The organism is Inhella crocodyli (genome assembly GCF_004004565.1).
Taxonomy (GTDB): Bacteria; Pseudomonadota; Gammaproteobacteria; order Burkholderiales; family Burkholderiaceae_C; genus Inhella; species Inhella crocodyli.
In genome coordinates, this window is the sequence record NZ_SACM01000002.1 from 417,365 (window position 1) to 442,659 (window position 25,295).

General features: G+C 64.3%; 29 protein-coding genes and 1 tRNA gene. 13 read left to right on the top strand and 17 right to left on the bottom strand.

The annotated features are described in order from the left end of the window. Positions 1-9 precede the first annotated feature (9 nt). Genes EOD73_RS09975 through EOD73_RS09995 form a run of 5 tightly spaced genes read right to left on the bottom strand, consistent with a single transcriptional unit; the run spans position 10 to position 3,233 of the window. Entirely contained in the window at positions 10-660 is a 651-nt protein-coding gene (locus EOD73_RS09975) for a pilus assembly PilX family protein (protein ID WP_127682840.1), read from the bottom strand. Further along, complete coding sequence (locus EOD73_RS09980) at positions 654-1,685, bottom strand: PilW family protein (protein ID WP_127682841.1); 1,032 nt, start codon at positions 1,683-1,685, stop codon at positions 654-656. Before EOD73_RS09980 ends, EOD73_RS09975 begins: the two co-directional genes overlap by 7 nt. Then, positions 1,685-2,173 (bottom strand): type IV pilus modification protein PilV, encoded by a 489-nt coding sequence (pilV, locus tag EOD73_RS09985; protein ID WP_127682842.1) that lies wholly within the window; start codon positions 2,171-2,173, stop codon positions 1,685-1,687. Before pilV ends, EOD73_RS09980 begins: the two co-directional genes overlap by 1 nt. Continuing rightward, positions 2,167-2,796, bottom strand: coding sequence for a GspH/FimT family pseudopilin (locus tag EOD73_RS09990; protein WP_164846030.1), 630 nt, complete (start codon positions 2,794-2,796; stop codon positions 2,167-2,169). The genes pilV and EOD73_RS09990 overlap by 7 nt, the downstream gene beginning before the upstream one ends. After that, on the bottom strand, positions 2,790-3,233 hold the full coding sequence (locus tag EOD73_RS09995) for a type IV pilin protein (protein ID WP_127682844.1): 444 nt from the start codon (positions 3,231-3,233) through the stop codon (positions 2,790-2,792). Before EOD73_RS09995 ends, EOD73_RS09990 begins: the two co-directional genes overlap by 7 nt. Positions 3,234-3,481: 248 nt before the next feature. On the opposite strand from EOD73_RS09995, the gene EOD73_RS10000 reads away from it, so the two are divergent. The 6 genes from EOD73_RS10000 to EOD73_RS10025 are packed head-to-tail and all read left to right on the top strand — an operon-like array spanning position 3,482 to position 7,309. Next, positions 3,482-4,291: an ABC transporter ATP-binding protein gene (locus EOD73_RS10000; RefSeq protein WP_240660680.1), complete on the top strand. Its 810-nt coding sequence runs from the start codon at positions 3,482-3,484 to the stop codon at positions 4,289-4,291. Next, positions 4,288-5,070, top strand: coding sequence for a lipid asymmetry maintenance ABC transporter permease subunit MlaE (mlaE, locus tag EOD73_RS10005; RefSeq protein WP_127682846.1), 783 nt, complete (start codon positions 4,288-4,290; stop codon positions 5,068-5,070). Before EOD73_RS10000 ends, mlaE begins: the two co-directional genes overlap by 4 nt. A 27-nt stretch (positions 5,071-5,097) precedes the next feature. Continuing rightward, positions 5,098-5,571 (top strand): outer membrane lipid asymmetry maintenance protein MlaD, encoded by a 474-nt coding sequence (gene mlaD / locus EOD73_RS10010; RefSeq protein WP_127682847.1) that lies wholly within the window; start codon positions 5,098-5,100, stop codon positions 5,569-5,571. Next, on the top strand, positions 5,568-6,293 hold the full coding sequence (locus tag EOD73_RS10015; protein ID WP_127682848.1) for an MlaA family lipoprotein: 726 nt from the start codon (positions 5,568-5,570) through the stop codon (positions 6,291-6,293). Before mlaD ends, EOD73_RS10015 begins: the two co-directional genes overlap by 4 nt. Positions 6,294-6,348: 55 nt before the next feature. Then, a complete protein-coding gene (locus EOD73_RS10020; RefSeq protein ID WP_375137439.1) occupies positions 6,349-6,993 on the top strand; it encodes an MlaC/ttg2D family ABC transporter substrate-binding protein in 645 nt (214 codons plus the stop codon). 1 nt (position 6,994) lies between these two features. Beyond that, complete coding sequence (locus EOD73_RS10025) at positions 6,995-7,309, top strand: STAS domain-containing protein (RefSeq protein ID WP_164846022.1); 315 nt, start codon at positions 6,995-6,997, stop codon at positions 7,307-7,309. 13 nt (positions 7,310-7,322) lie between these two features. Here EOD73_RS10025 and EOD73_RS10030 read toward each other — a convergent pair whose 3' ends face one another. The 3 genes from EOD73_RS10030 to EOD73_RS10040 all read right to left on the bottom strand — a co-directional run bounded on the left by EOD73_RS10030 (position 7,323) and on the right by EOD73_RS10040 (position 11,332). Next, on the bottom strand, positions 7,323-8,186 hold the full coding sequence (locus EOD73_RS10030) for a MurR/RpiR family transcriptional regulator (RefSeq protein WP_127682995.1): 864 nt from the start codon (positions 8,184-8,186) through the stop codon (positions 7,323-7,325). Positions 8,187-8,197: 11 nt separating this feature from the next. Further along, on the bottom strand, positions 8,198-9,646 hold the full coding sequence (zwf, locus tag EOD73_RS10035) for a glucose-6-phosphate dehydrogenase (RefSeq protein WP_127682850.1): 1,449 nt from the start codon (positions 9,644-9,646) through the stop codon (positions 8,198-8,200). Between the two features lie 120 nt (positions 9,647-9,766). Then, complete coding sequence (locus EOD73_RS10040; protein ID WP_127682851.1) at positions 9,767-11,332, bottom strand: S8 family serine peptidase; 1,566 nt, start codon at positions 11,330-11,332, stop codon at positions 9,767-9,769. 336 nt (positions 11,333-11,668) lie between these two features. Here EOD73_RS10040 and tal point away from each other — a divergent pair, with 336 nt between their 5' ends. From tal to EOD73_RS10055, 3 genes are read left to right on the top strand one after another with little or no spacing between them, the layout of a single operon-like run. Further along, positions 11,669-12,610 carry a transaldolase gene (gene tal, locus EOD73_RS10045; RefSeq protein ID WP_127682852.1) on the top strand — a complete coding sequence of 314 codons (942 nt, stop codon included), beginning with the start codon at positions 11,669-11,671 and terminating at the stop codon, positions 12,608-12,610. Next, the gene (pgi, locus tag EOD73_RS10050) at positions 12,607-14,235 is read left to right on the top strand and encodes a glucose-6-phosphate isomerase (RefSeq protein WP_127682853.1); all 1,629 of its coding nucleotides are present in this window, start codon (positions 12,607-12,609) and stop codon (positions 14,233-14,235) included. The genes tal and pgi overlap by 4 nt, the downstream gene beginning before the upstream one ends. A gap of 5 nt (positions 14,236-14,240) precedes the next feature. After that, positions 14,241-14,870 (top strand): HAD family hydrolase, encoded by a 630-nt coding sequence (locus EOD73_RS10055; RefSeq protein ID WP_164846023.1) that lies wholly within the window; start codon positions 14,241-14,243, stop codon positions 14,868-14,870. Here the strand turns inward: EOD73_RS10055 and EOD73_RS10060 are convergent. The 8 genes from EOD73_RS10060 to EOD73_RS10095 all read right to left on the bottom strand — a co-directional run bounded on the left by EOD73_RS10060 (position 14,864) and on the right by EOD73_RS10095 (position 21,518). After that, positions 14,864-15,064: a DNA gyrase inhibitor YacG gene (locus EOD73_RS10060; RefSeq protein ID WP_127682855.1), complete on the bottom strand. Its 201-nt coding sequence runs from the start codon at positions 15,062-15,064 to the stop codon at positions 14,864-14,866. The two genes, EOD73_RS10055 and EOD73_RS10060, sit on opposite strands and share 7 nt — an antisense overlap. Then, the gene (gene zapD, locus EOD73_RS10065; RefSeq protein ID WP_127682996.1) at positions 15,064-15,819 is read right to left on the bottom strand and encodes a cell division protein ZapD; all 756 of its coding nucleotides are present in this window, start codon (positions 15,817-15,819) and stop codon (positions 15,064-15,066) included. The genes EOD73_RS10060 and zapD overlap by 1 nt, the downstream gene beginning before the upstream one ends. A 20-nt stretch (positions 15,820-15,839) precedes the next feature. Further along, on the bottom strand, positions 15,840-16,442 hold the full coding sequence (gene coaE / locus EOD73_RS10070) for a dephospho-CoA kinase (RefSeq protein ID WP_127682856.1): 603 nt from the start codon (positions 16,440-16,442) through the stop codon (positions 15,840-15,842). A 10-nt stretch (positions 16,443-16,452) separates the two neighbouring features. Continuing rightward, positions 16,453-17,376, bottom strand: coding sequence for a prepilin peptidase (locus EOD73_RS10075; RefSeq protein WP_127682857.1), 924 nt, complete (start codon positions 17,374-17,376; stop codon positions 16,453-16,455). 3 nt (positions 17,377-17,379) lie between these two features. Further along, positions 17,380-18,606, bottom strand: a complete 1,227-nt coding sequence (locus EOD73_RS10080; RefSeq protein WP_127682858.1) for a type II secretion system F family protein — start codon at positions 18,604-18,606, stop codon at positions 17,380-17,382. 32 nt (positions 18,607-18,638) lie between these two features. After that, complete coding sequence (gene pilB / locus EOD73_RS10085; protein WP_127682859.1) at positions 18,639-20,363, bottom strand: type IV-A pilus assembly ATPase PilB; 1,725 nt, start codon at positions 20,361-20,363, stop codon at positions 18,639-18,641. Between the two features lie 103 nt (positions 20,364-20,466). Then, positions 20,467-20,543, bottom strand: a tRNA-Pro gene (locus tag EOD73_RS10090). Positions 20,544-20,588: 45 nt separating this feature from the next. Further along, positions 20,589-21,518 carry a polyprenyl synthetase family protein gene (locus EOD73_RS10095; protein WP_127682997.1) on the bottom strand — a complete coding sequence of 310 codons (930 nt, stop codon included), beginning with the start codon at positions 21,516-21,518 and terminating at the stop codon, positions 20,589-20,591. A gap of 245 nt (positions 21,519-21,763) precedes the next feature. On the opposite strand from EOD73_RS10095, the gene rplU reads away from it, so the two are divergent. The 4 genes from rplU to proB all read left to right on the top strand — a co-directional run bounded on the left by rplU (position 21,764) and on the right by proB (position 24,625). After that, entirely contained in the window at positions 21,764-22,075 is a 312-nt protein-coding gene (rplU, locus tag EOD73_RS10100) for a 50S ribosomal protein L21 (protein WP_127682860.1), read from the top strand. A gap of 15 nt (positions 22,076-22,090) precedes the next feature. Then, complete coding sequence (rpmA, locus tag EOD73_RS10105; RefSeq protein WP_127682861.1) at positions 22,091-22,348, top strand: 50S ribosomal protein L27; 258 nt, start codon at positions 22,091-22,093, stop codon at positions 22,346-22,348. 91 nt (positions 22,349-22,439) lie between these two features. Continuing rightward, positions 22,440-23,495: an Obg family GTPase CgtA gene (cgtA, locus tag EOD73_RS10110; protein WP_127682862.1), complete on the top strand. Its 1,056-nt coding sequence runs from the start codon at positions 22,440-22,442 to the stop codon at positions 23,493-23,495. Then, a complete protein-coding gene (gene proB, locus EOD73_RS10115) occupies positions 23,495-24,625 on the top strand; it encodes a glutamate 5-kinase (RefSeq protein WP_127682863.1) in 1,131 nt (376 codons plus the stop codon). Before cgtA ends, proB begins: the two co-directional genes overlap by 1 nt. Here proB and EOD73_RS10120 read toward each other — a convergent pair. Beyond that, positions 24,615-25,232, bottom strand: a complete 618-nt coding sequence (locus tag EOD73_RS10120) for an RNA pyrophosphohydrolase (protein WP_127682864.1) — start codon at positions 25,230-25,232, stop codon at positions 24,615-24,617. The genes proB and EOD73_RS10120 overlap by 11 nt on opposite strands. Between the last annotated feature and the right edge of the window lie 63 nt (positions 25,233-25,295).

Below are 25,295 nucleotides of genomic sequence, written 5' to 3' on the forward strand. Positions count from 1 at the left end.
ACGCGGACGTCAGAGGGAAACGATCGACTGGTGGAAGGCCACGGTGTTGCGCGGTCCGGCCACCCGAACGGTGATGCGGTAATAGATGCGGCCGGGCAGCTTCAGCTTGACACCGGCGCCCTTGCTGCTCGTTTCGACCGAGCTGCTCTGAACGGGCTGGCCTTCGCAATTGCCCGAGACCAAGGGATCACCTTCTGCCGCACAGAGTCGTTGGATGATGTACCCCACCGTGTTGCCGGCCGCATCGGTGGGCAAGGTGTTGACCCAGTTGCCAGCAACCGCCACTTGCTGCCAAAACTGTTCCCAAGTCTGTTGCACCGTCGGGTCCGGGTCTTGGCGCTGGGCCTGGTAGGCCACCGGCTGTCCTGCGCCGATTTCCTTGGTGGTGAACAAGGTGTTCGCTGGCACGTTTTGCGACACCCAAAGTCGCGATTGCTGCTCCAGCCAGGCAATGGCCGTTTCGGTGCCAATCTCTGCAGAAGCCGCCGCCGATTGTTGGAACGCAAGGTTGCCCGCAACTCGGTTGCTCGTGAGCACCGAGCGCATCAGGGCGATGGCCGCCAGGGACATCGCAACCAGCACGATGATCGACAGCAACAAGACCATGCCGCCTTGGCGCTTGCGCATGGTCGAGCGCTGGAGGGTGGAGGGGGTCAACATCCGGTGATCACTCCTTGCCAGGTGACGTTTCGCAGGGCCACCGTGCTTTCGAAGGTCTTGTAGCGGTAGCGCTGCCAGTCCGCATTGCCAGACAAGTCGATGGCCGCACCGGAGGCGCCCGACCATGCAGGCGCCGCCGCGGTGACCGTTTCCTTCTCCAGTTGACCGTTGCGCAACACGAGCGAAAGGCGCAACACCGGCCGGCGATACCAACTGCAAGCCGTGTTGTTGTTGGTTTGGTCGAAGGTGTCGACCACGCTGTCCATGGTTGCCGAGCTGTCAACCCCGTACTGGGCACGCAGGCTCACCACGCCATCGGCCAATTCGGTCCAGTTGGCAGCTGCGGCCGACGTGCAGTCCCGGGTCAGGAAGTCGCACACGACCAATCGCCCGTTCGAGACCCGGTACACCTGAATCACGGGGGCTCGACCCCAGTTGTGCAGTGCGCCATTGGCCACGCCGGCTGCGCCGACGTCGACGCTGACGGTCGAACCGGCAGGTGGGCCATTCACTTGCGTCAGCGCGACGTTGCAAGCCACGCCGCGGTTCTGGGGGGTGGCCACCACAAAGTCCTCGTCGATAAAGGCCTGCGGTGCCGCGACCAAGTAGGTGGTGCCCGCTGGTTGGGCCTGGATGCGGGTGCCTTCGGGCGAACCGATGCCCGTGCCGTACACCACCCGCAGGGTGTCGGTGTTGGCGTCACCCGCCGGCACGGTGGGGTCGTTGATGAAGACGCCCGACAGGTTTGTGACCGTGCGCCCGTTGGGCATGGTCAAGGTGCAGCCGAGCAAATTGGCGTGGCTCAAGCCTTGACCCGCTTGACGCAGGTCCCGTTGAAGCAGGCTCATGGCGATGGCGCCGGTGGTGCCGGCATCGTCGCCGCCGGTGGTGGTGCGCCGTTGGCCCTCAAAGACCTGGAACACTTGCATGATGACGATCACCGCGATCAGGGCCACGGCCACGCCGACCATGAGCTCGATCAGGCTGAAGCCTCGTTGCGCGCGAGGGGACGGGATGCGGTTCATCAACGAATCTCCGTCACCATGGTGTAGTTGCGAACCGGATCGGCCGTGGTGTCGGATGGCATGCGCCACCGCACCGTGATCGTGATGCGAGAACTCGCCGTGATGCCGACTCCGGGTGCCGACGCTGGCAGCGGATTGACCTGCTGGACATCCACGATCGGTGCGTAGGTGCCCACTTGGGGCAAGGTCGCCGCCACGCGGGCTCGCCAAGCGGCGTAGCCCGCCCCGGCGTTGTCACTGTCAAATTGGGCTTGCAGCGTTGCGAAGTCGCGCGGGCCGGACCACATTTGGCCCACCAGTTCGTTGGCCAGCAGCGACGCGTCGGCCCGGGCCTTTGCCATGCCCGACTGCTGCACGGCGTTTGCTTGCAATCCCACCAAGCCGAGGATCCCGACGGCAAAGATCAAGATGGCCACCAGAACCTCCAGCAGCATGAAGCCTTGTTGGGCCTGCAGGCCGCTGCGGTGGCGTGGATGGATGGCTAGCATCGCTGGGGATCTCCAATTGGGACGCTGTCGCTGCACATGCGGACTTGACCCGCGGGCGAGACCAAGACGCGCAGGCAGGTCAAATCGCCGCCCGACTCTCGACACTGGTTGGTGTTGGCCCCAGTCACCGCAAACTCGATTTCGCCGCTGGGCACGGGCGTCAAGCGCCCCAAGCCATTGAACACAACCTCCGTGATCGCTCGGTTCGCTGCGGACCCTTCCACCCGGGTGCTGCCAGTGCCATCCCTGGCGGGTTTCTTTTGAAGGATGCTGGGTGCCGCAGGGGTGTCGTTGATCGGGTTCAACTGGCAATTGCCTTCTACCGAGTCGTCCGCCGCGTCGACCAAATCCACCACCCAATTCGATCCGATGCTGGTGCGTTGGCAAGTGGCGGACAAGTCGGTGACCAACTGAAACCGCACGCTGGCGTTTCGTGCCGTCGCTTCCGCCCGGCTGTACTGCAGGCCCGAAAGAATCGATTCCGCGGTGCCACGGATGCGAATGTTGTCCATCCAGGTGGCGAATGCAGGGACGCCCCAGGCAATCATCACGCCAAGGATGGTGACAACCACCATGGCTTCGATGACGGTGAAGCCGCGACGGGGTGAGGCGCGCATCAGCATTGCCCGTTCTTCTTGGTGACCCAGCACCCGGCGGTTTGGGTCCATCCGGTTGGCAGCGAGGGCGACGACTTCACGTTGGCCTGCGTCACCGTGTACCGAAAGCCCGCCATCTGGCCCTTGCCAACGGCCTGAAGCGTGTACGTCGTGGCATTTGGTAAGCCATCGCAAGAAAAATCAAAGTACTGGCTGGACGAGGAGTCGAGCGTGCAAGGCGGCGCGTTTTCGTAGGTGCGGGTGTCTTGGTAGTACTGCTCCATGCGCACTTGTCGGGCCGCCAGCCCGCTGGTGGCTTCCGGAATCTTGGCTCGGACCACGTAGTCGGTGTAGGCCGGCACGGCCACGGCGGCCAGGATCGTCACGATCACCACGGCCACCATGATTTCCATCAGGGTGAAGCCGCGCTGCGAAGCGGGGTGGGAGCGGTGGGTCAGGGACATGGGATTCCTTTCGGCTGTGGGGATTGTCAAAAACCGGTCCGCATTCGGCCATGCCGCTCGTCGCTGCGGGCCGATCGCTGATCGGTTCGGGGGGTGGTTCGTGTGCGCTATTTCACAGGCGAACCCCGGGGATAGAGGGCGATGCCAATCCCGCGCTTCGCTTGCCCATCCGTGTTTCCCCCTATCATCCGCGCCTTCGCGGGGCGGGGACGCCCGGCCTCTTCAGCCATCCGAATGGGCGAACCTGCTTGAGCAACGACACCCTGATCGAGATCGACAACGTCACGTTCGGCTACGACGCGAGCCGGACGATTTTGTCCAACGTCTCGCTGAAGTTTCCACGCGGCAAGGTCACGGCCATTTTGGGCGGGTCGGGCTGCGGCAAGACGACCCTGATGCGGCTCATCGGTGGCGTGTACGCCCCGACTTCTGGACGCGTCGTGTTCGATGGCGAAGTGATCGACACGCGCAACAAGGCGCAGTTGTTCAAGCTCCGCCGCCGCCTGGGCATGCTGTTTCAGTTCGGGGCCTTGTTCACGGACTTGTCGGTCTACGACAACGTGGCGTTTCCGTTGCGGGAGCACACCGACCTGCCAGAGCCCATGATCCGCGACATCGTGTTGATGAAGCTCAACGCAGTGGGGCTGCGCGGCGCAGCGGGGCTGAAGATCTCCGAAGTCTCGGGAGGCATGGCGCGTCGCATCGCTTTGGCACGCGCCATTGCCCTGGATCCCGAACTCATCATGTACGACGAGCCCTTCGCGGGGCTCGACCTCATCAGCATGGGTGTGGCCGCCAAGTTGATTCGAACCCTCAACGACGTGACGGGAGCGACTTCGCTGGTGGTCAGCCACGACGTGCCCGAATGCATGGCCATCAGCGATCACGTGGTGTTGTTGGCGGCAGGCGGTCGGATCGTGGCGCAAGGCACCCCGGCGGAGTTGATGGCCTCGACTGACCCGGAAACGCGCCAGTTCGTCCGGGGCGAGCCCGATGGGCCGGTCAAGTTCCATTTCCCAGCGCCGGCCATGGGCGTGGATTTCGGGGTGGCGTCATGAGCGACTGGTTGGCCCGCTGGGGCGCGACGGCCTTGGATCAACTGCGTGGCTGGGGCCATGCGGCCTTTTTCGTGTGGGAAGTTCTGAAGGCGACTCCAGCGTCCTTGCGACGCTTTGGGTTGGTGGTGGCGCAGGTCCACGCCATTGGCAACCGGTCCCTCGTCATCATCATGGCGTCCGGCCTGGCGGTGGGCTTTGTGCTCGCCCTGCAGATGTACTACGCGCTCGTGACCTACGGGGCGGCGGAAAGCTTGGGCTTGATCGTCAATTTGGCCCTGGTGCGCGAGTTGGGTCCGGTGGTAACTGCCCTGCTGTTTGCGGGGCGTGCGGGAACCTCGTTGACCGCAGAGATTGGCCTGATGAAGGCGGGCGAGCAGTTGGCAGCGATGGAATTGATGGCCATCGACCCCAAGGCTCGCGTGCTGTCGCCCCGCTTGCTGGGGGGCATCGTCTCCATGCCGATCTTGGCGGTGCTGTTCTCGTCCGTCGGCATCTTGGGCGCCTACGTGGTGGCGGTCCAACTCATTGGCATTGACGCGGGCAACTTCTGGTCGATCATGCAGTCGCAAGTGGACGTGTGGCGCGACGTGGGCAACGGCCTGGTGAAGGCCTGTGTGTTCGGCGTCATTTGCACGGTGGTCGCGCTCTACCAAGGTCACGAGACCGAAGCCACGCCCGAGGGCGTGGCCTACGCAACGACGCGCACGGTGGTGATTGCGTCTCTCTGGGTGCTGGGCATGGACTTCGTGCTCACCGCCCTCATGTTTTCAACGCCCTGAGCCAGGGCGCGGGTGGGAGCGAACGGAATGAACAAACGAAGCATCGAAGTGGGCGTGGGCCTGTTTGTGCTGCTGGGCCTGCTGGGCTTGGTGTTTCTGGCCTTAAAGGCGGCCAATTTGGGCAGTGCCAGCGGTGGCGATGTGTACGCCGTGAGCGCCAAATTCGACAACATTGGCGGCTTGAAAGTGCGTGCGCCGGTCCGCATGGCCGGCGTGACGGTCGGTCGCGTGACGTCCATCAGCCTGGACCCCAAGACCTTTCAGGGTTTGGTGAAGATGGACATCGACAAGGCCTACCAGTTCCCGAAGGACACCTCGGCGAAGATCCTGACTGCCGGGTTGTTGGGCGACCAGTACGTGGGCCTGGAGCCTGGCGCTGACGAGAAGAACCTGGCGGCAGGCGACGCCATCAAGCTGACGCAATCGGCCGTGGTGCTGGAAAACCTGATCGGTCAGTTCCTCTACAACAAGGCCGCCGACGGCGGGAGTGAGACCAAGTGAAGCGCACGGGCGCGGTTCTCGCGCTGGTGCTCGGGCTGAGCGGTTGTGCGAACGTTGCGCCACCCGCCGGCGATCGCCACCCGCAAGACCCCTACGAGGCGATGAACCGAAAGGTCTTCGCCTTCAACGAGCGGCTGGACACCCGATTGCTCAAGCCCACCGCACAGGCCTACGAAAAGTCGGTGCCTGCGCCGGTGCGTGAAGGGGTCCGCAACTTTTTCGGCAACTTGGGCGACGCCTGGTCCGCGGTCAATTGGCTCTTGCAGGGCGAGTTCAACAAGGGCGTCGAACAGGGGGCGCGTTTTGCCTGGAACACGACCTTGGGCCTGGCCGGCGTGTTCGATGTGAGCACGCACTTTGGCTTGGAGAAACGCAGCCAGGATTTCGGTCAAACCTTGGGTACTTGGGGTGTCGAGCAGGGCGCGTACTTGGTGCTGCCGGTGTTGGGGCCGTCCAGCCTGCGCGATGCGGTGGCTTTGCCGGTGAACACCATGGCCGGCAACGGCTACTGGTTCGACAGCCGGACGACTCAGATCGCTGTGCAAGCGCTGGACGTGATCAGCCTGCGAGCCAGCCTGCTGAAGGCGGGTGACTTGGTGGAGGGCATCGCCTTGGACAAGTACACCTTCTTCCGGGATGCCTACTTGCAGCGCCGCGCCACCAAGCCAAAAACCAAGGCCGATGACGACGATTTCGAGGTTCTGCCAGACGCCAAGCCTTGAGCCTGTGCACGCGGCCTTGGTTGCAGCCGTTGAGGGCTCGATTCATCACCACCCCATGCAAAAGACCATGAACACCTTCGCCACATCCCTTCGTCGTTGGGCTTTCGCCCTGAGCGCCGGCTTGGCGGTGCACCTCAGCGGCATGGCCGCCGACAACAGCACCGCCGATGGTTTGGTTCGACAACTCTCCACGGAGGTGGTGGAGGCGGTCAAGGCCGACAAGGCGATCCAAGCGGGCGACCTGGGGAAGATCCAGGCCTTGGTTGACACCAAGGTGCTGCCCCATGTGAACTTCAAGCGCTTGACGGCTTCGTCCGTGGGGCGCTACTGGCGCCAGGCCACGCCCGAGCAGCAAGAGCGCTTGCAGGCGGAGTTCCGCACGCTATTGATGCGCACTTACGCCGGGGCATTGGCCCAGGTGAAGGACCAGCAATTGGCCTTCCGGCCTCTGCGCGCCGCACCCGAAGACACCGAGGTGGTGGTTCAGACCCAAGTGCGTGGCAAGGGCGACCCCATTCAGTTGGACTACCGACTGGAAAAGACCGACAAAGGCTGGTTCATCTACGACATGAACGTGCTGGGCATTTGGCTGGGTGACCAGTACCGCAGCAGCTTCGCGCAAGAGATTTCGGCCAAAGGCATCGACGGCCTGATCAAGACCTTGGCTGAACGCAACGCCAAAGCCGGCAAGGGCGCCTGAGGTGGGCGACACCCTGCTCCGCCTGCCCGCCACGGTGCAACTGGCCAACGCCAGTGCCCTGTGGCGCGAGTGGGAGTCCAAGTTGCGCGCCGAGGCCGCGGGCGTGAGCGCCCAAGCGGGGCGCGAGGTGCGCCTGAACGCCGCCGAGCTGACAGCTTTCGATTCGTCGGCCCTGAGCTTGTTGTTGAGTTGCGCTCGCTTGTGCCGTCAGCATGGCCTGAACTTGGAAGTGCACAGCGCTCCGCCGGCCCTTCGCGATCTGGCCCGCTTGTACGGGCTGGACGTGCTGCTGTGGCCCGGGGCGGTGCCTGCCTGAGCCGGCCTCCGGTTCAGCCGGCTGCGTAGCGCTTGCTGCGCAAGGTTTTCTTGATTTCCTGCAGCATGGGCCGCAGCCGCTCGCCCAGCCGCAGGGCCACCCCGGTGGTCAGCACGTCAACCGCGGTGAGTTGCAGCAAGCGAGACACCATCGGGCTGTAGCGCTCGAAGTCTTCGGGGTGGTCGATGGCCAGCAAGATCTGGCCGGGTGCTTGGCCCATCTGGGCGAGCGGGGAGCCGCTGGCGGTCAAGAAGATGCCCGTGGCCCCTTTCTTGCGGGCGATCTCGGCGGCGTCCAACAGGTCGCGGCTGCGGCCGGAGTTCGACAAAAAGACCGCGCAATCGCCCGGGTTGAGCATGGTCGCGCTCATCATCAGCACGTGGCCGTCGCTGCACCAACTGCTGTGCACGCCCAGGCGGAAGAACTTGTGGTGCGCGTCTTGCGCCACGATGCCGCTGTTGCCCACGCCGAAGAAGTCGATGCGACGTCCGTCGCGACCGGCCTGCGCCAACGCAGCGATGGCGCGGTCGAACGCGGGACCGCTCGCGTCGTTGCGGTAATGAAGCAAGGCCGCAATGGCGTTGTCCACGACCTTGACGATCAGGTCGGCCGGCTTGTCGTCCTCTTCCACGGCGCGGTGCACGAAAGGCACCCCTTCGTTCACGCTGCCGGCCAATTTCAATTTGAAGTCGGCGAGACCGTCGTAGCCCACGCTGCGGCAAAAGCGCACCACGGTGGGCTTGCTCACGGTCGAGCGCTCGGCCAGTTCGCTGACCGGCAAGTTGGCAAACGCCCGCGGATCGGACAGCAACAGGTGGGCCACGCGTTGTTCTGCTGGCGGCAGGGCGGGCAGGGCGGCTTTGATCCTCTCCAGCAGCGCACTCATGGTCACACTTCCTCAGGCCAGGTGAAACCGTCGCGGGCCACCATGGCGCTGGAAGCGGCGGGCCCCCAGCTGCCGGCCGTGTAGGGGCGGGGGGGCTCCTCGCTCGCCGCCCAGGCATCCAGGATGGGGCCCACCCAGCGCCAGGCTTGTTCTTGCTCGTCGCTGCGCACGAACAGGTTCAGCTTGCCGGCGATCGCGTCCAGCAGCAGGCGCTCGTAGGCGCCCACGCGTGCGGCGCCGCTGAAGGCCTTGTCGAAGTCCAGGTCGAGCGAGACCGGGGCCAAGGCCTCGCCAGGGGCGCCGCCTTTGGCGGCCAGCAATTCCAACTCCAGGCCGTCCTCGGGCTGCAGCTTGATGATCAGGCGGTTGGCGCGCTGTGCACCCGGGAAGATGGCGTGCGGCACCTGGCGGAAGTTGATGACGATCTGTGCGTCCCGCGCGGCCAGGCGTTTGCCCGTCCGCAGGTAAAACGGCACGCCGGCCCAACGCCAGTTCTGGATCTCGGTGCGCAGTGCCACGAAGGTTTCGCAGCGGCTGTCAGCGGGCACCTTGGCCTCTTGCAAGTAGCCAGGAACCGACTGACCACCCACGCTTCCGGCCCGGTACTGTCCCCGCACCACGTCCCGAACGACGCTGTCGGCGGTGAAAGGCTTGAGCGCGCGCAGAACCTTCAGCTTCTCGTCGCGGATCGCGTCGGCATCGTTGCTGGCCGGCGGCTCCATGGCCAAGATGGTCAACAACTGCAGCGCGTGGTTTTGGATCATGTCCCGCAGCGCGCCCGTGCCGTCGTAGAACGGTCCTCGCGTGCCAACGCCCAGCGACTCGGCGAGGGTGATCTGGATGTTGGCAATGCTCTCGCGCCGCCACAAGGGCTCGAAGAAGGCGTTGCCGAAGCGCAGGGCCATCAGGTTCTGGACCGAGGGCTTGCCCAGGTAGTGGTCGATGCGGAAGGCTTGCTGCTCTTCGAACACCGAACGGACCACGCGGTTGATCTGCTGTGCGCTGGCCAGGTCGTGGCCCAGCGGCTTTTCCAGCACCACCCGAACGCGGCTGTGGTTCAAACCGGCTGCGCCCAACTGCTCGCAGATTTGCGTGAACAGGTGGGGGCTGGTGGCCAGGTACAGCACCACCGTGTCGGCTTGGCGCTCGCCCAACCACTCCTTCAGCCGCGTGTAGTGCTCGGGCTGGCTGAGGTCCATGCGCCGGTAGAAGACCATGGCGGCGAAGCGCTGAAACTCTTCGTCGCTGGGGCGCTTGTCGCCCTCGACTTCTTTGAAGCGCTCGCGCAGCCAGTCGCGGTACTTCTCGTCGGTTTGCTCATCCCGGGCCACGGCCAAGATGCGGCCGCCTTCGGGCAGCTTGCCATGGCGGAAGGCCTGAAACAGGGCTGGCATCAGCTTGCGCCAAGTCAGGTCGCCAGTGCCACCAAAGAAGACGAGATCGAAAGACATCGGGCTGAACATGTAATTTAGTTACGTCCGGAATGATGCACGGGTTTCGTAACTCGGTCAAATCGACGCCGTCAAAAAAAACGCCCCGGCGAGCCGGGGCGTTCGTCAATCGCGAATGGCTCAGTTGCCGCAGCCCAGGGCCTTGATGCGATCGTCGGCCGCCTTGGCTTGGACCAAACCGAACCCGAACTTGGTGTCGCGACCGACCGGCCCGAGGTCCAAGGCACTCTTGTTCAGCGAGTTCCGCAGTTGGGCGGCCGTGCAGTTCAGGTTGCGGCTCCACACCAGGGCGGCCACGGCCGACACGTGGGGGGTGGCCATGGACGTGCCGTCGAAGTACGCGTAGTTCGAAGGGCCAACGGTCACCGTGGCCGTTTGGCCCAATTGCGTCAGCATGGCGGCGCCATCGGTGTCGGTGGCGGTCACGGACGGGATGGTGGTGACCGTGGTGCCAAGCGTGCCGCCGAAGGCGCCTGCCGTGTTGTTGTAGACGATGGCGCCCACGCCGCCGCTGGCTTGGCAGTTGCTCACCTTGGTGGCGAAATCGACGGTGCCGCGTTGGATCAAGCACACCTTGCCGGTCATGGCGCCGGCCTGCACCGTGTCACCCAATCCAAAGTTGGCCAGGGCGCCGCTGCGGCTGGCGTTGGGCGAGCCTTCCATGTCACCCGGCGTGTACGCGACGCCGGCCACGCTCAAGCTGGAGGCCTTGCCGCTGCCCATGGGCACGGTCGACAGCACCGCCACGCCGGGGCCGGCGATTTCGACCTGGCTGTTGTACTGGGAGAACGTGGCCCAGGCCTTGTTTTCGTCCACCGCCGCCACCGACATCACGCTGCTGTACGAGGCGGGGTAGCTCATGGTGGTGTTGCCGTCATTGCCCGCCGCGGCGATGGACAGGATGCCGCCGCTGTACAGCGAGTCAAAGGCACGCTGCTCGGTCTTGTTGGCGCGACCGCCGCCCAAGGACATGCTGATGACGTTGGCGCCGGCGGCTTTGCACTTGTTCGCCGCCGTGGTCAGGCTGGAGGAGTACGCCCAACCTGCCGCCCCGAACACCTTCACGATGTGAAGCTTGATCTTCTTGTTGGGGTTCACGCCCACCACGCCGGTGCCTGCGTTGTTCACCGCGGCAATGGTGCCGGCCACGTGGGTGCCATGGTGGTTTTCGTCGGTGTACCACCAACCCGTTCCGCTGTCGTACTCGCCCGTCACGTTGACCGAGCTGTCGAGGTCCTCGTGGGCGCGGTCGTAGCCCGAGTCGATGATGCAAATCTTGCGGTTGCCAGCCAGGTCATCGCTCAGCAGATCGGCTTGAACTTGCTTGATGCCGTAGGGCACCTGCTGTCCCAGGGCATAGGGGGTGCCGGTGGACGGCGAGGTCGCCGCAAAGGGGTAGCGCTTGGTGTCCTCTTCCACGTACTCGACGTGGGGGTTGTTTTCCAGCCCCTTCAGGGCCTGCACGGGCACCTCGATGGCCATCGCATCCATGCCGAAGATCTCGTGCTTGATCTGGCCTTTGGCGGCGGCCACCGCCTGCTTCACGGAGGCCTTGCCGCCAGCCTTCATCGACACGATGACGCGAACGGTTTCAGCGGGGGCCGCAATCGCCGGGGCGGACATGGCCAACACGCCTGCCACCGACATGAGCGTCGTGAGGGTGGACGCCTGAATCAAGCTCTTCATGGATCTACTTCCTGGGGGAGTGAAAGGAGGGCGGGTGGCGCCCTGGGGTGGACAAGCGCATCGCTGCCGACGGGGTGGTGAACGGAGGGCCTGCGCTTCGAAGGACTGTAAGAAAACGCATCCAAAAAAGGATGGGGAGCACCCCCAAGAAGACGGAAGGAGATTCCCTATGCGGGTCAACCCGTTACCTGCGGTTACGGACTGCGGGTGGCGGTGTCCCAAGGGCGTGAGCGGAGGTGCCCGTGTCGCCATGAAACCCATGGGGGTGGCAGGCCCCGACAATCGCGGGCCTGCCGTCGCGGCCGTTGTCGTTCTCCCTCACCGCTTCCAATCCCCATGAACCAACTCGAACAACTCAAGCAGCACACTACGGTGGTCGCCGACACCGGCAACTTCCTGCAACTCGCGCAGTTCGCACCCAGGGACGCCACGACCAATCCCTCGCTCATCCTGAAAGCGGTGCAGCAACCCGAGTACGCGCCCTTGTTGGGCGAGGTGGTTCGTGCCTACCCCGGCCTGTCCATGGACGAAGTGGTCGACCGGGTGCTGGTGCGCTTTGGCTTGGAGATCCTGAAGTTCGTCCCGGGCCGCGTGTCGACCGAGGTGGACGCCCGCTTGAGTTTCGACCGCGACGCCACCTTGGCCCGCGCCCGCCGGCTCATGGCCCTGTACGAGGCCGCCGGTGTCGGTCGCGATCGCGTCTTGATCAAGATTGCCGCCACTTGGGAAGGCATCCAAGCCGCGGCCGAGTTGGAGCGAGAGGGCATTCACTGCAACCTCACCTTGCTGTTCGCGTTTTGTCAGGCAGTGGCCTGTGGCGAGTCGGGCATCACGCTGATTTCGCCGTTCGTTGGCCGCATCTACGACTGGTTCAAGAAGTCCGCGGGCGCCGCTTGGGTGGAGGCGGACAACGCCGGTGCCAACGACCCCGGCGTGAAGTCGGTGGCTCGCATCTATCGCCACTTCAAGCAGCATGGCTTGCAGACCGAAGTGATGGGCGCCAGCTTCCGCAACGTGGGGCAGATTCAGGCCCTGGCCGGTTGCGACCTGCTCACGATCAGCCCGGACCTGTTGGCCCAGTTGCAGTCGCTGTCGGCCCCGCTTCCGCGCGCTTTGTCGGCCGCCGGCATCGACAGCCCTCGCGTGCAATTCAACGAAGCGGCATTCCGCTACGCGCTGAACGAGGACGCGATGGCCACGGAAAAGTTGGCCGAGGGCATCCGCTTGTTCGCCGCTGACGCGGTCAAGTTGGAGGCCTTGATCGAGGCGCAGCGATGAGCCGGCGCTGCGACCGCACGAGCGCCTGGTCGGCCCTGCAAGCGCACTTTGCCGCCCAGGGGGCGGCCCAAGACGTGCGTGATGCCTTTCGCCAAGACCCCGAGCGGGCGCGTCGCTGGACCGTCGAGGCGGCCGGTATTCGGGTCGACCTGTCCAAGAATCGGTGGGACGACACCGCCTTGCGCCTGCTGTTGCAGCTGGCCGATGAATGCGATGTGACCGGGCAGCGCGACGCGCAGTTCCGGGGCGACTCCATCAACCACACCGAAGGCCGCGCCGTGTTGCACACGGCGCTGCGCGCGCCTGCTGGCATGGCGCCCTTCGGCGACGAGGTGCAGGCGGCCCTCGACGAGATGTTGGCCTATGCCGAGTCGGTCCGAGAGCGAGCCCGGCAGGGCGGCTTGACCGACCTGGTGCACATCGGCATCGGCGGCAGCGACCTGGGGCCGGCCATGGCGGTGCAGGCGCTGGCACCCTTTGCGCTGCCGGGACTGCGGCTGCACTTTGTGTCCAACGTGGACGGCCACGACCTCGCGGCGGTGTTGCCCCAACTGCGCGCCGATCGAACCCTGTTCGTCGTGGCCTCGAAGACCTTCACCACCCAAGAGACCTTGGCCAACGCGGAAGCCGCCAAGGCTTGGTTCTTGGCAGCCGGAGGTACGGACATCGCGGCGCACTTTGCGGCGACGAGCAGCAACCGGGCCGCGGCATCGGCCTTTGGCATTCGGCACGTGTTTGGCTTTTGGGACTGGGTGGGCGGACGCTACTCCCTGTGGTCGGTCATCGGCTTGCCCTTGGCCATCGCGATCGGCAGCGCCCACTTTCGGTCGTTCCTGCAAGGCGCCCATGCGATGGATCGCCACTTCGCAGAGGCGCCGCCTGCGCAGAACCTGCCCCTGCTGTTGGGGCTGCTGGACGTCTGGTACCGCAACTTCCACGGCTTTGGCAGTCGCTCGGTGGCGCCCTATCACCAAGGGCTTCGCCGGTTCCCGGCCTACCTCCAGCAACTCGAGATGGAGAGCAACGGCAAGTCGGTGGACCGTGATGGAGAGCCACTGCCGTACGCCACCTCGCCCGTGGTTTGGGGCGAGGCCGGCACCAACGGCCAGCACGCCTACTTCCAGATGCTGCACCAGGGCACCGACGTCGTGCCGGTCGAGTTCATCGCCGTGCGTCAGCCGGCGTACGGCTTTCAGCCGGAGGGCGAGTTGAAGGCGCGCTTGGCCGATCAGCACCGCAAGCTGTTGGCCAATTGCTTGGCGCAGGCGCAGGCCCTGCTTCAGGGAAAAACGGCAGAAGAGGCCGCCGCAGAACGCGCCCCAACGGCCAATCCGGCGTTGGCGCCCGAGGTCCTGTCACGACACCGCAGCTTCCCCGGCAACCGGCCTTCGACCTTGTTCTTGTTGGAGCGCTTGGACCCCGCCAGCTTGGGCGCCTTGATTGCCTTGTACGAGCAGCGGGTCTTCGTGACGGGGGCGATTTGGGGCATCAACAGCTTCGACCAGTGGGGAGTTGAACTCGGCAAGGCGCTGTGCAATCAGTTGCTTCCCAGACTGGACACCGGAAACGTCGAGGGCCTGGACGCCTCCACGGCCGCGGCCTTGCTTTGGGCCCGCGGCGGGTGACGGCCTTGGGCTCCCCGCGCGTGGTGTTCGATTTCGGCGCTGTGCTGTTTCGCTGGCGGCCGGCGGTGGTCATCGCGCAGGTGTGGCCCGATTTGGCGCAATCACCGCAGCGCTTGGAGCGCGCGGTGGCCGATTGCTTTCAAGGCTACGACGGCGATTGGGGCCTGTTCGATCAAGGCCTGATCGATGCCGAGGAATTGGCCCAGCGCCATGAACGGCGCTTGGGCTGGCCCGCAGCCCGTGTGCGGGACTTGGTCACTGCGGCTGCTGCCGAGTTGCAGCCGCAGCCCGACGTGCTGGCGGTGCTGTTGGCGCTGCGCGCCCAAGGGCACCGTCTGTCCTTCTTGTCGAACATGCCCAAAGACCTTGTGGCGGCTTTGCGGGAGCGCTACCCCCTGAGCGACTGGTTCGAGGACGGGGTGTTCTCCAGCGAGGTCAAGCTGCGCAAGCCAGACCCGGCCGTGTTCGCGCTTGCCACGGCACGCTTCGGCGAGGCCGTGGGCGACTGCCTGCTGATCGACGACCACCCCAGCAACGTGGCCGCTGCACGGGCGCACGGGTGGCAGGCCGAGCTCTTCACCGATGCCGGGTCGCTGCGAGTCGCCTTGGTTCGACGGGGGCTTTTGCCTCAGTGAACGGCAGGCGGCGCGTCGTCGGGCGGATCGTCGTGGCTGGGTTGGACGGGGACGCGGAATTCTTCGTTGGCCCAAGCGGCGAAGTCGCCCGTGTGGCAGCGCTCGCTGCAAAACGGGCGCCAGCGGTTGCTGGGCGCAAAGATCGCGTCGCCCTGACAGCGCGGGCAGCGCACGATGCGCGGGTTCGCGTCCATCAGGCGCAGAGGCTCAGTTCCAGGGCGGCGTCCTCGGTGGCCGGCCGCAATTTGCCATCGGCGTCCTGACGCATCAAGCGGATCGACACCATCAACCGGTGCCCGATGATTTCCGGCACCAAGCCCAAGTCATGAGCAATGCGTAGGCGCAGCAGTTGATGCTGCTTGGCCCCGCTCAAAGACTGCTGGTACACCCCGCCCTGGGCGGCCACCTTGTGGGGGCTGCCGCTTTCGCGCAACAAGGACAGCAGCAGCGCCACGGCCTGGGCCATGGGCACGACGCTGTCCATCCATTGCAGAAGGTCTTGGCGGCGCTGCGCCGCACTCAGCTGTTGCCAAGCGTGGTAGGCCGGCAGGTCGAACTCGCAGGTGCCGCCCGGGATGGCAAGACGGCTCTTGACGCCCATGAGCATGTCGTTGTTCGCCAACCCAGCGCCCGCTTTGCCGCTCTGGGCATTCAAGGCTTGGAATGCGGCGTCCAGGCGCCCCACCACATCGTCCAGCGCGGACTCCGACACGGCCGGGTTGCCGCGAAAGCTGTTGAACTGCGCCTTGTGCCGTTCCAAGTCCTTGAGCATTTCGCTCTTGAGGTCCGAGCGGGCGCTCGCCTCCAGGACTTCGAACAAGGTGACGATGGCGAAGTGGTGATCGATCGCAGATTCACGGGTCACCAATTGACCCAGGCGGTCGAACAGGTGCTCCAGGCGCAACAGCGTGCGAACGCTTTCGTTGAAAGGAAACTCGTACAGCAACACGGGGCGCACCGAAGGCGAAATCAAGCGCTGGATTCTTCCACAGGCCCTCGCCAATGGCGGCTCAGACCTCGCAAGCTTGCGTTCAATTCAGCAATCGTCAGTTGCGAGTTGTCGATCACGGCGTCGGCCACTTGCCGGCGTTGTGTCCGTGTGGCCTGTGTGGCGATGACCGAGCGCGCCTGCTCGGCGCTCCAGCCTGGGCGTTGCGCTACGCGGCTGACCTGCACTTCCTCGGCGCAATCGATCACCAGCACGCGTTCCACCCGGGCGCGCCAATGGTGCGACTCGGTCAGCAAGGGAACGTCGAAAACCACGGCCGGGGCGTCTGCCGCCTGGCGCAGCGCGACTTCCACGATCAGGGGGTGCAAGATCCCTTCGAGTTGCGCTTTGGCCTGCGGGTCCTCAAAGACCCGCTTTCGCATGGCGACCCGGTCGAGTCCGCCATCCGGGGCGATGAGGTGCTGTCCAAATCGACTCGCGATGGCCGCCATGGCAGGCCCGTCAGGCTGGGTCAATCGGCGAGCAATGGCGTCCGTGTCAACGCAACGCCAGCCCAGGGACTGCAGCATCGCGGCAGCGGTGCTCTTGCCGCTGCCGATGCCTCCAGTCAGCCCGATACGCACGCGGCGCCGCTCAAGCCCAGCCCAGCCAGGCCATGACGCGTTCCTTGCCTGCAAACATGACGACCAGCGCGGCCCCCGCCAAGAAGGGCCCGAAGGGCACGTAACGGCCTTCGCGAAGTGCGCCCGTTGCCTTCATGCCGATGCCGACCACAGCCCCAATGGCCGAGGCCGCCAGCACGATCGGCAAGAGCATCTGCCATCCCAGCCACGCGCCCAGCGCCGCGAGAAGCTTGACGTCGCCCATGGCCATGCCCTCCATGCCGCGCAGCCATTTCCAGGCCTTGGAGATGCCGCCCAACGCCAGGGCGGCACCCACCACGCCCCACAGGGCGTCATTCAGCGGCAGGGTCCACCCCAGCGCAGCGGCCACGAGTCCGGCCCACATCAGGTTCAACGTGAAAACGTCCGGCAGAAGGGTGGTTTCCCAGTCCACGAACGAGGCCGCCAGCAGCACCGCGGCGAAAGCGCACCACAGCAGCGTTTTGGGCTCGGGACCGACGTGCCAGGCGATGGCCGCAAAAAGCGACCCCGTCGCCAGTTCCACCAGGGGATAGCGCGCACTGATCGGCGTCGCGCACGCCGAGCAGCGACCACGCAAGCGCAACCAACCCAGCACGGGCAGGTTTTCGTGCCAGGCCAGTTGATGCCCGCAGGCCGGGCAGGCAGAACGGGGTATCCACAAGTTGTAGCGCGGCAACTTGGCCAAGCCGTCGAGCAGGGCCTGTGCCCGGTTGGCCAGGCCTTGGGCCTCCGTCGCCGAAACGGCCCCGGTGGCGGCCACTTCCTCGTGGGAGGTCAGGATTTCCGCTGCCTCGGTGCTCCATTGCCGCACCAGCATTTTGGGCAGGCGGTGCACCACCACGTTCAAGAAGCTGCCCACGCACAGGCCCAGCAGGCCCAAGGCCCAAGGTGAGTACCACCACTCCATCGGCATGGCTCAAACCACCTGACCGATCTTGAAGATGGGCAAGTACATGGACACGACGATCCCGCCAATGATGGTGCCCAAGATGACGATGATGAAAGGCTCCATCAAGCTCGACAGGGCCGCAACCGCTTCGTCCACCTCGTCTTCGTAAAAGTCGGCCGCTTTGCCCAGCATGTGGTCGAGCGAACCGGACTCTTCCCCGATGGACGACATCTGCATGACCATGACGGGGAAGAGGCCAGAGCCTTGCATGGCCGCGGTCAAGGCCGTGCCGGTCGAGACTTCCCGCTGAATTTGCTCGGTGGCTTCGGCGAACACCGCGTTGCCCGACGCGCCGCCCACGGAGTCCAGGGCCTCCACCAGGGGAACGCCCGCGGCGAACATGGTCGACAAGGTTCTCGTCCAACGGGCCACGGCCGACTTGTAAAGCAGGTCGCCAAACACCGGGATCTTGAGCAGCAGGCGGTCCATGGCCTTCTGCATCTTTTCGCTGCGTTTCCAGGTCTGAAAGAAGAAGTACAGCCCCAGGCCGATCGACCCAAAGATCAGGTACCAATAGGCGACGAAGAACTCTGACATCCCCATCACGAACAGGGTAGGGGCGGGCAGGTCGGCGCCGAACGACGTGAAGACTTCCTTGAAGGCGGGGATCACGAAAATCATGATCACCGCAACGACCACGAAGGCGACGATCAACACGGCGATCGGGTAGGTCAAGGCCGACTTGATCTTGTTCTTCAGCGCCACGGTCTTTTCTTGGTAGATCGCCAAGCGGTCCAGGAGCGACTCCAAGATGCCGGCGGCTTCGCCAGCTTCGACCAAGTTGCAGTACAGCGCGTCGAAATAGATCGGGTGCTTGCGGAAGGCCGTGGAAAGACTGGTGCCCGACTCAACGTCCAAGCGAATGTCGTTCAGCAACTTCGTCAGGCGCGGGTTGGTCGAGCCACGAGCAACGATGTCGAAAGACTGAAGCAAGGGCACGCCGGCCCGCATCATGGTGGCCAGTTGGCGCGTAAAAACGGCAATGTCCTTTTGCTTGATCGGCTTGCCGCCCACCTTGCGCTGCTTCTTGATCTTGCCGACCACGATGCCCTGGCGGCGCAGCGCGACGCTCACCACCGCTTCGGTGGCCGCGCGCATCTCGCCTCGCATGATCTTGCCGTTGCGGTCCTTCCCCTCCCACTCGAACAGATGTCCCTGCTCGCCGCGTTTAGCCGCCGCGCTTGCCGTTGCCATCAGACCTCCAATGTTTCACAGGGCTTGTGCCCCTATTCGTTCGTTGCTGCGAGAACCTCTTCGAGCGAGGTGATCCCCAATCGCACCTTGGACAAGCCGGCCTGGCGGAGGTCACGGACGCCTTCCTTTTGCGCCTGGGTCGCGATGTCCACCGCGGTTCCCTGGCTCAGGATGATGCGTTGCATGTCTTCCGTGATGGGCATCACTTGGTAAACGCCCACGCGGCCCTTGTACCCGTTGTTGCACGCCGAACAACCCACCGGTCGGTAGGGGCGCCACGTGCCGTCCAGGTCTTCCTCTTTGAACCCAGCCCGGAGGAGGGCGTCGATTGGGTAGTCCGCGGGTTGTTTGCAGCTTTCGCACAGACGTCGTGTCAAGCGCTGTGCGGTGATGAGGATCACACTCGATGCGATGTTGAAAGCGGCGACGCCCATGTTCATCAACCGGGTCAAGGTTGTGGGCGCGTCGTTGGTGTGCAGGGTGGACAGCACCAAGTGACCCGTTTGCGCGGCCTTGATGGCGATGTCGGCGGTGTCCAAATCTCGGATCTCGCCCACCATGATGATGTCCGGATCTTGGCGCAGGAACGACTTGAGCGCGGCCGCGAAGTTCAGGCCCGCTTTGTCGTTCACATTGACTTGGTTGATGCCAGGCAAGTTGATTTCTGCGGGGTCTTCAACGGTCGAGATGTTGACGCCCGGCTGGTTCAAGATGTTCAAGCAGGTGTACAGGGACACCGTTTTGCCTGAGCCCGTGGGCCCCGTCACCAAGACCATGCCGTAAGGGCGTTGGATCGCGTGCATCAAGCGATCCTTCTCGATCTTTTCGTACCCCAGGGCATCGATGCCCAACTTGGCCGACGACGGATCCAAGATGCGGATCACGATCTTTTCGCCAAACAGGGTCGGCAAGGTCGAAACTCGAAAGTCAATCGCTTTGGAGCCGAACTTCAGTTTCATGCGCCCGTCTTGGGGCACCCGCCGCTCGGCGATGTCCAACCGCGAAATGACCTTGATTCGCGACGACAGCTTGTCTTTGATGGCGATCGGCGGCTGCGTGATCTCGCGCAGTTCTCCGTCGACGCGAAACCGCACACGGTAATGGAACTCGTAGGGCTCGAAGTGCAAGTCGGACGCACGAAGGTTGATGGCATCCACGAGCATCTTCTGCAAGAAGCGCACCACGGGCGCGTCTTCCACCTCGGCCAGTTCTTGGGCGTCGTCCTTCTTGTCGGTTTCTTCTTCGGCGATGTCGAAGTCGATGTCGCCCGACGTCATGCTTTCCAAGGACTCGGTGGCCGACGTGGCCGCACCTTGGAGGAATTTGGCGAGCTTGTCTTGCTCAACGATCACCCAATCCGATTGCAATTGGGTGGCGAACTTGATGCGTTCCACCACCTCCTGCTCGGTCGGGTCCGCGCCGCCAATGATCAGCCGGTTGCCCCGGCGCCCAAGTGCGACCACTTGGTACTGCACCGCCAATTTGCTGTCGAGGACGTCGCGCGGGAGTCGCTGCGGGTCCACGGCCGACAGGTCGATCAGCGGGACCGACAAGGCTTGCGACAGCGTGTGGGCCAAATCGGCCGCGGACATGGCATTGGCGCCCACGGCGGCCGCAACAAAACTGATCTTCTTGTCGCGCGCTTGCTTGACCAAGTCGTCGGCCGCGCGCTCTTTCAGCTTGCCGGCGTTGACCAAAACGCGTGCCGCGCCCGTCAGCTTGGTGGGCGCGTCGTTGCCAGGGGCATCAGCTTGCATCGGTGACAGTCCAGTGCGTCATTCCGGCACTGTAAACCCAGCGGAGCCGGATCAACCGTTGTGGCAGATACCGATGGCAAGTGATTGATCCAGCGTCAAAAACTGGTCGGGGTGAGAGGATTCGAACCTCCGGCCTCTACGTCCCGAACGTAGCGCTCTACCAGGCTAAGCTACACCCCGATGGTTCGGTCTGCGGGCGGTCACCGACCGCGCCTCATAAGCGCTTTACGAAGAGCGCTCCACCGAACGAGCCGCAAATTCTAGCAGACCTTTTGTCCACTGATTGGCTGGCAGGTCGGCGATGCTTTGCCGTGCATGGTCCGCCTCGGCCAACGCGGCTTGGCGCGTTGCGTCCAGGGCGCCACACCGTTGAACGATGCGAATGATTTCAGGCAGGCGTTCCACCTCGCCGTGAATGACCGCCTGGCGCAAGATCTGTTGGTCTTCGGCAGCGGCCATCTTCATGGCCAGCAGCAAGGGCAGCGTCGGCTTCCCCTCCCGCAGATCGTCGCCCACGTTTTTGCCCAGAAGTTCTGCATCGCCCTCGTAGTCCAGGATGTCGTCGACCAATTGGAAGGCCGTGCCCATGGCGCGTCCGTAGGCGGCGGCGGCAGATTCGGTCGCCGCATCGGCATCGGACAGCAGCGCCCCGAGACGCGCGCTGGCTTCGAACAATTTGGCGGTCTTGTAGCGAATCACGCGCAAGTATTGATCCACCGTGGTGTCCGGGTCGTGGACGTTCATCAGTTGGAGCACTTCGCCTTCCGCGATGACGTTCGTGGCTTCGGCCAGCACATCCAACACGCGCATGCGGTTGCACGACACCATCATCTGGAACGCACGGGAGTACAAGAAGTCGCCCACCAACACACTGGCCGCGTTGCCAAACATGGCATTGGCCGTTTGCTGTCCGCGGCGCAAGGTGGATTCGTCCACCACATCGTCATGAAGCAAGGTCGCTGTGTGGATGAACTCCACGACGGCCGCCAACTCGTGCCGGTGGTTGGCGGGGTCGCCAAGTGCATTGGCGAACATCAACAGCAACTTGGGGCGCATGCGTTTGCCCCCCGCGTGGACGATGTAGCCGGCGATCTGGTTGATCAGGGCGACGTCGGACTGCAGTCGCTGCGCAATCAGCCGATCCACTTGGAGCATTTCGTCGCCGAGGGCTGCGAGGGTCACGGCGTGCGCGTCAGCGCTGGCAAGGGTCTGCACTGTCAAGGATCGGAAGCGAACAAGACTGGAATTATAGGAACGCCCCCTTGCGACCTTCCCTCCGCGGCCAGGGCTGGTGCATTGACCAAGGGTTTGTGCTAGACTCTTGGGCTCTTCGCGCGGAGGCGTGAGGATCGGTGGTCGCTCGGCGCAGGCGGGGCGACAAGTATCTTGAAAGGTCAAACATGTACGCGGTCATAAAAACCGGCGGCAAGCAATACAAGGTTGCTGCTGGCGAAAAGATCAAGGTAGAACAGATTGCTGCGGACGTTGGCCAAGAGATCGTGATCGACCAAGTGCTCGCCGTTGGCAACGGCGCCGAGCTCAAGGTGGGCACGCCCTTGGTGACGGGTGCGACGGTCAAGGCCACGGTGGTGGCCCATGGCAAGCACGACAAGGTGCGCATTTTCAAAATGCGTCGCCGCAAGCATTACAAGAAGAGCCAAGGTCATCGTCAAACCTACACCGAGCTGGCCATCAGCGCGGTCAACGGCTAAGCGCAGGAGTCAGCAATGGCACAGAAAAAAGGCGGCGGCTCAACCCGCAACGGTCGCGATTCGAAGCCGAAGATGCTCGGCGTCAAGGCCTTTGGCGGTCAAGCCGTCACGGCTGGCTCGATCATCGTGCGCCAGCGTGGCACCAAGTTCCATCCCGGCACCAACGTCGGCATGGGCAAGGATCACAGCCTGTTCGCACTGGTTGATGGTCACGTCAGCTTTGCCGTGAAGGGCCCGCTGGGTCGCCACACGGTGATCGTTACGTCGGCCTGAAGCCCGGCGTTTCGACGCGCAAGGCCCCGCATCGCGGGGCCTTTGTTTTTTGGCGCCTAGGATGGGCGCTCAGGTCCACGAGGAGGGATGCATGAAATTCGTAGACGAAGTGACGATCGACGTGGTCGCCGGCAACGGTGGCTCCGGCTGCGCCAGCTTCCGGCGCGAGAAGTTCATTCCATTCGGTGGACCAGACGGCGGCGACGGCGGCAAAGGAGGCAGCGTCTTCGCCGTGGCGGACGTCAACCTGAACACCTTGATCGACTACCGCTATGCGCGGCGCCACGAGGCGCGCAATGGCGAGGCCGGGCGTGGCTCTGATTGCAACGGCGCGGCGTCCGACGATATCGTGCTGCGCATGCCGGTGGGCACCATCATTCGGGACTTGGAGACCGACGAGGTCATTGCCGAGCTGTTGGAGCCTGGCGTCAAGGTGCTGATCGCCAAGGGCGGAGACGGTGGCTTTGGCAACCTGCATTTCAAGACCAGCACCAACCGAGCGCCGCGCCAAAAGACACCCGGTTGGCCGGGCGAAGCCAAAACGCTCAAGTTGGAAATGCGCGTGTTGGCCGACGTGGGCTTGCTCGGGCAGCCCAATGCGGGCAAGTCGACGCTGATCGCTGCAGTGAGCAATGCCCGCCCCAAGATCGCGGATTACCCCTTCACCACCCTCTATCCCAACCTGGGGGTGGTCCGCGTCGGGCCGGAGAAGAGCTTTGTGATGGCCGACATCCCCGGTTTGATCGAGGGGGCCGCTGAAGGCGCGGGATTGGGCCATCAGTTCCTGCGCCATTTGCAGCGCTCGCGCTTGCTGTTGCACCTCGTGGACTTTGCGCCACTGGACGAGAACGTCGATCCGGTGGCCGAGGCGAAGGCCATCGTGGCGGAACTCAAGAAGTACGACGAAGCGCTCTACAACAAGCCGCGTTGGCTCGTGCTGAACAAAGTGGATATGGTCGACGCCGCGGAGCGCGAGGCGAAGGTCAAGGACTTCATCAAGCGCTTCAAATGGAAAGGCAAGGTTTTCACCATCTCCGGCCTGACGCGCGAGGGATGCGAAGACCTCTTGCGCGCCATCTACGACCACGTGAAGGCCGAGAAGGCGCCGCCTGTGAAGGAACACGATCCGCGTTTTGATGAGGTGTGATGTCGGGCTTGTTGGTCGGTGCCAAGCGCATCGTCGTGAAGGTGGGATCCAGCCTCGTCACTGACGAGGGGCGAGGCGTGGATGCTCGAGCGATCGGCGACTGGTGTCGCCAACTGGCTGAACTCCGCCGCGCTGGGGTGGAATCGGTGGTGGTGTCCAGCGGCGCCATTGCCGAGGGCATGAAGCGTCTGGGCTGGTCGGCCCGGCCCCGTGAATTGCACGCCTTGCAGGCGGCTGCGGCCGTGGGGCAGATGGGCTTGGCCCAGATGTACGAGACCCACCTGCGAGCGCAAGGACTGGCCAGCGCTCAAGTCTTGCTGACGCATGCCGACTTGTCACACCGGGAGCGTTACCTCAATGCCCGCTCGACCTTGACCACCTTGCTGGCCCATGGCGTGTTGCCGGTGATCAACGAGAACGACACGGTGGTCAACGACGAAATCAAGTTCGGTGACAACGACACCCTGGGGGCGTTGGTCACGAACCTGTTAGATGCAGATGCACTGGTCATCCTGACCGATCAACAGGGGCTGTACAGCGCCAATCCCCGGACAGACCCTGGGGCCACCTTGGTGCGCCAAGCGGCCGCCGACGACCCAAGTTTGCCCAACATGGCCGGCGGCGCGGGCTCTTCGATCGGCCGAGGCGGCATGCTCACCAAGGTGCTGGCGGCCCAGCGCGCCGCGCGCAGCGGCGCCCATACCGTGATTGCCTATGGTCGCGAGCCGGACGTGCTCCTGCGCTTGCATCGGGGCGAAGCGATTGGCAGCGCGCTGCGGGCCACCAGCGCCAAGTGGGCCGCGCGCAAGCAATGGATGGCCGATCACTTGCAATTGGCCGGACGCGTGACGGTCGACGACGGCGCGCGACGTGCGCTGTGCGAGCAGGGCAAAAGCTTGCTGCCCGTCGGCGTGCGCGAGGTCCAAGGCGATTTCCATCGCGGGGACGTCATTGCGGTGGTGGATGCCTCAGGGCACGAATGGGCCCGCGGCCTGAGCAACTACGCCAGCGCCGAGGCGCGCCTGATGGCCGGCCGGACTTCGGTCGACATCGAAGGATTGCTCGGTTACGTGGCCGAGGCGGAGTTGATCCACCGCGACAACATGGTGCTCAGCGGCGTCAGTCCGTAGTCGACGAGGGATCGGGCGGCTCTTGTGCCGCGACGTCTTGCGCATGGGCGGACTGCGCCACCGCGCCGAAGGGCGACCGTGGCGGCGCGGGCCGGGCGCCGCCCCGCAGGTAGCGGTTTTGGTGGGCATGCCCGGTGCGCGGCAGGAAGCGTGCCAACTCCGTCAGAGCGAGTTGGTAGACCCCACGCTTGAACTCGATCACCGCGTCCAAGGGCACCCAGTAGTCGTTCCAGCGCCAGGCATCGAACTCCGGATGGTCGGTCGCGCGCAGGTTCAGGTCGCTGTCGCGGCCCTCCAACTGCAACAGGAACCAGATCTGCTTCTGGCCCTTGTAGTGGCCCCGGGCTTCGCGCCGGATGTAGTGGTCGGGCACCTCATAGCGCAGCCAGTCGCGGGTGCGCGCAATGATGCGCACGTGCTCGTGGCGCAAGCCCACTTCCTCGTGGAGCTCGCGGTACATCGCCTGCTCAGGCGTTTCGCCGTACTTGATGCCGCCTTGCGGAAACTGCCAAGAGTGCGTCCGGATGCGTTTGCCCCAGAACACCTGGCTTTTGTGGTTGAGCAGGATGATGCCGACGTTAGGCCTGAAGCCTTCTCGGTCGAGCATAATCAACCTCGAATAATGAACTGCCTCGATTGTGCACCGCCAAGGTGCCTGGCTTGGGGCAGT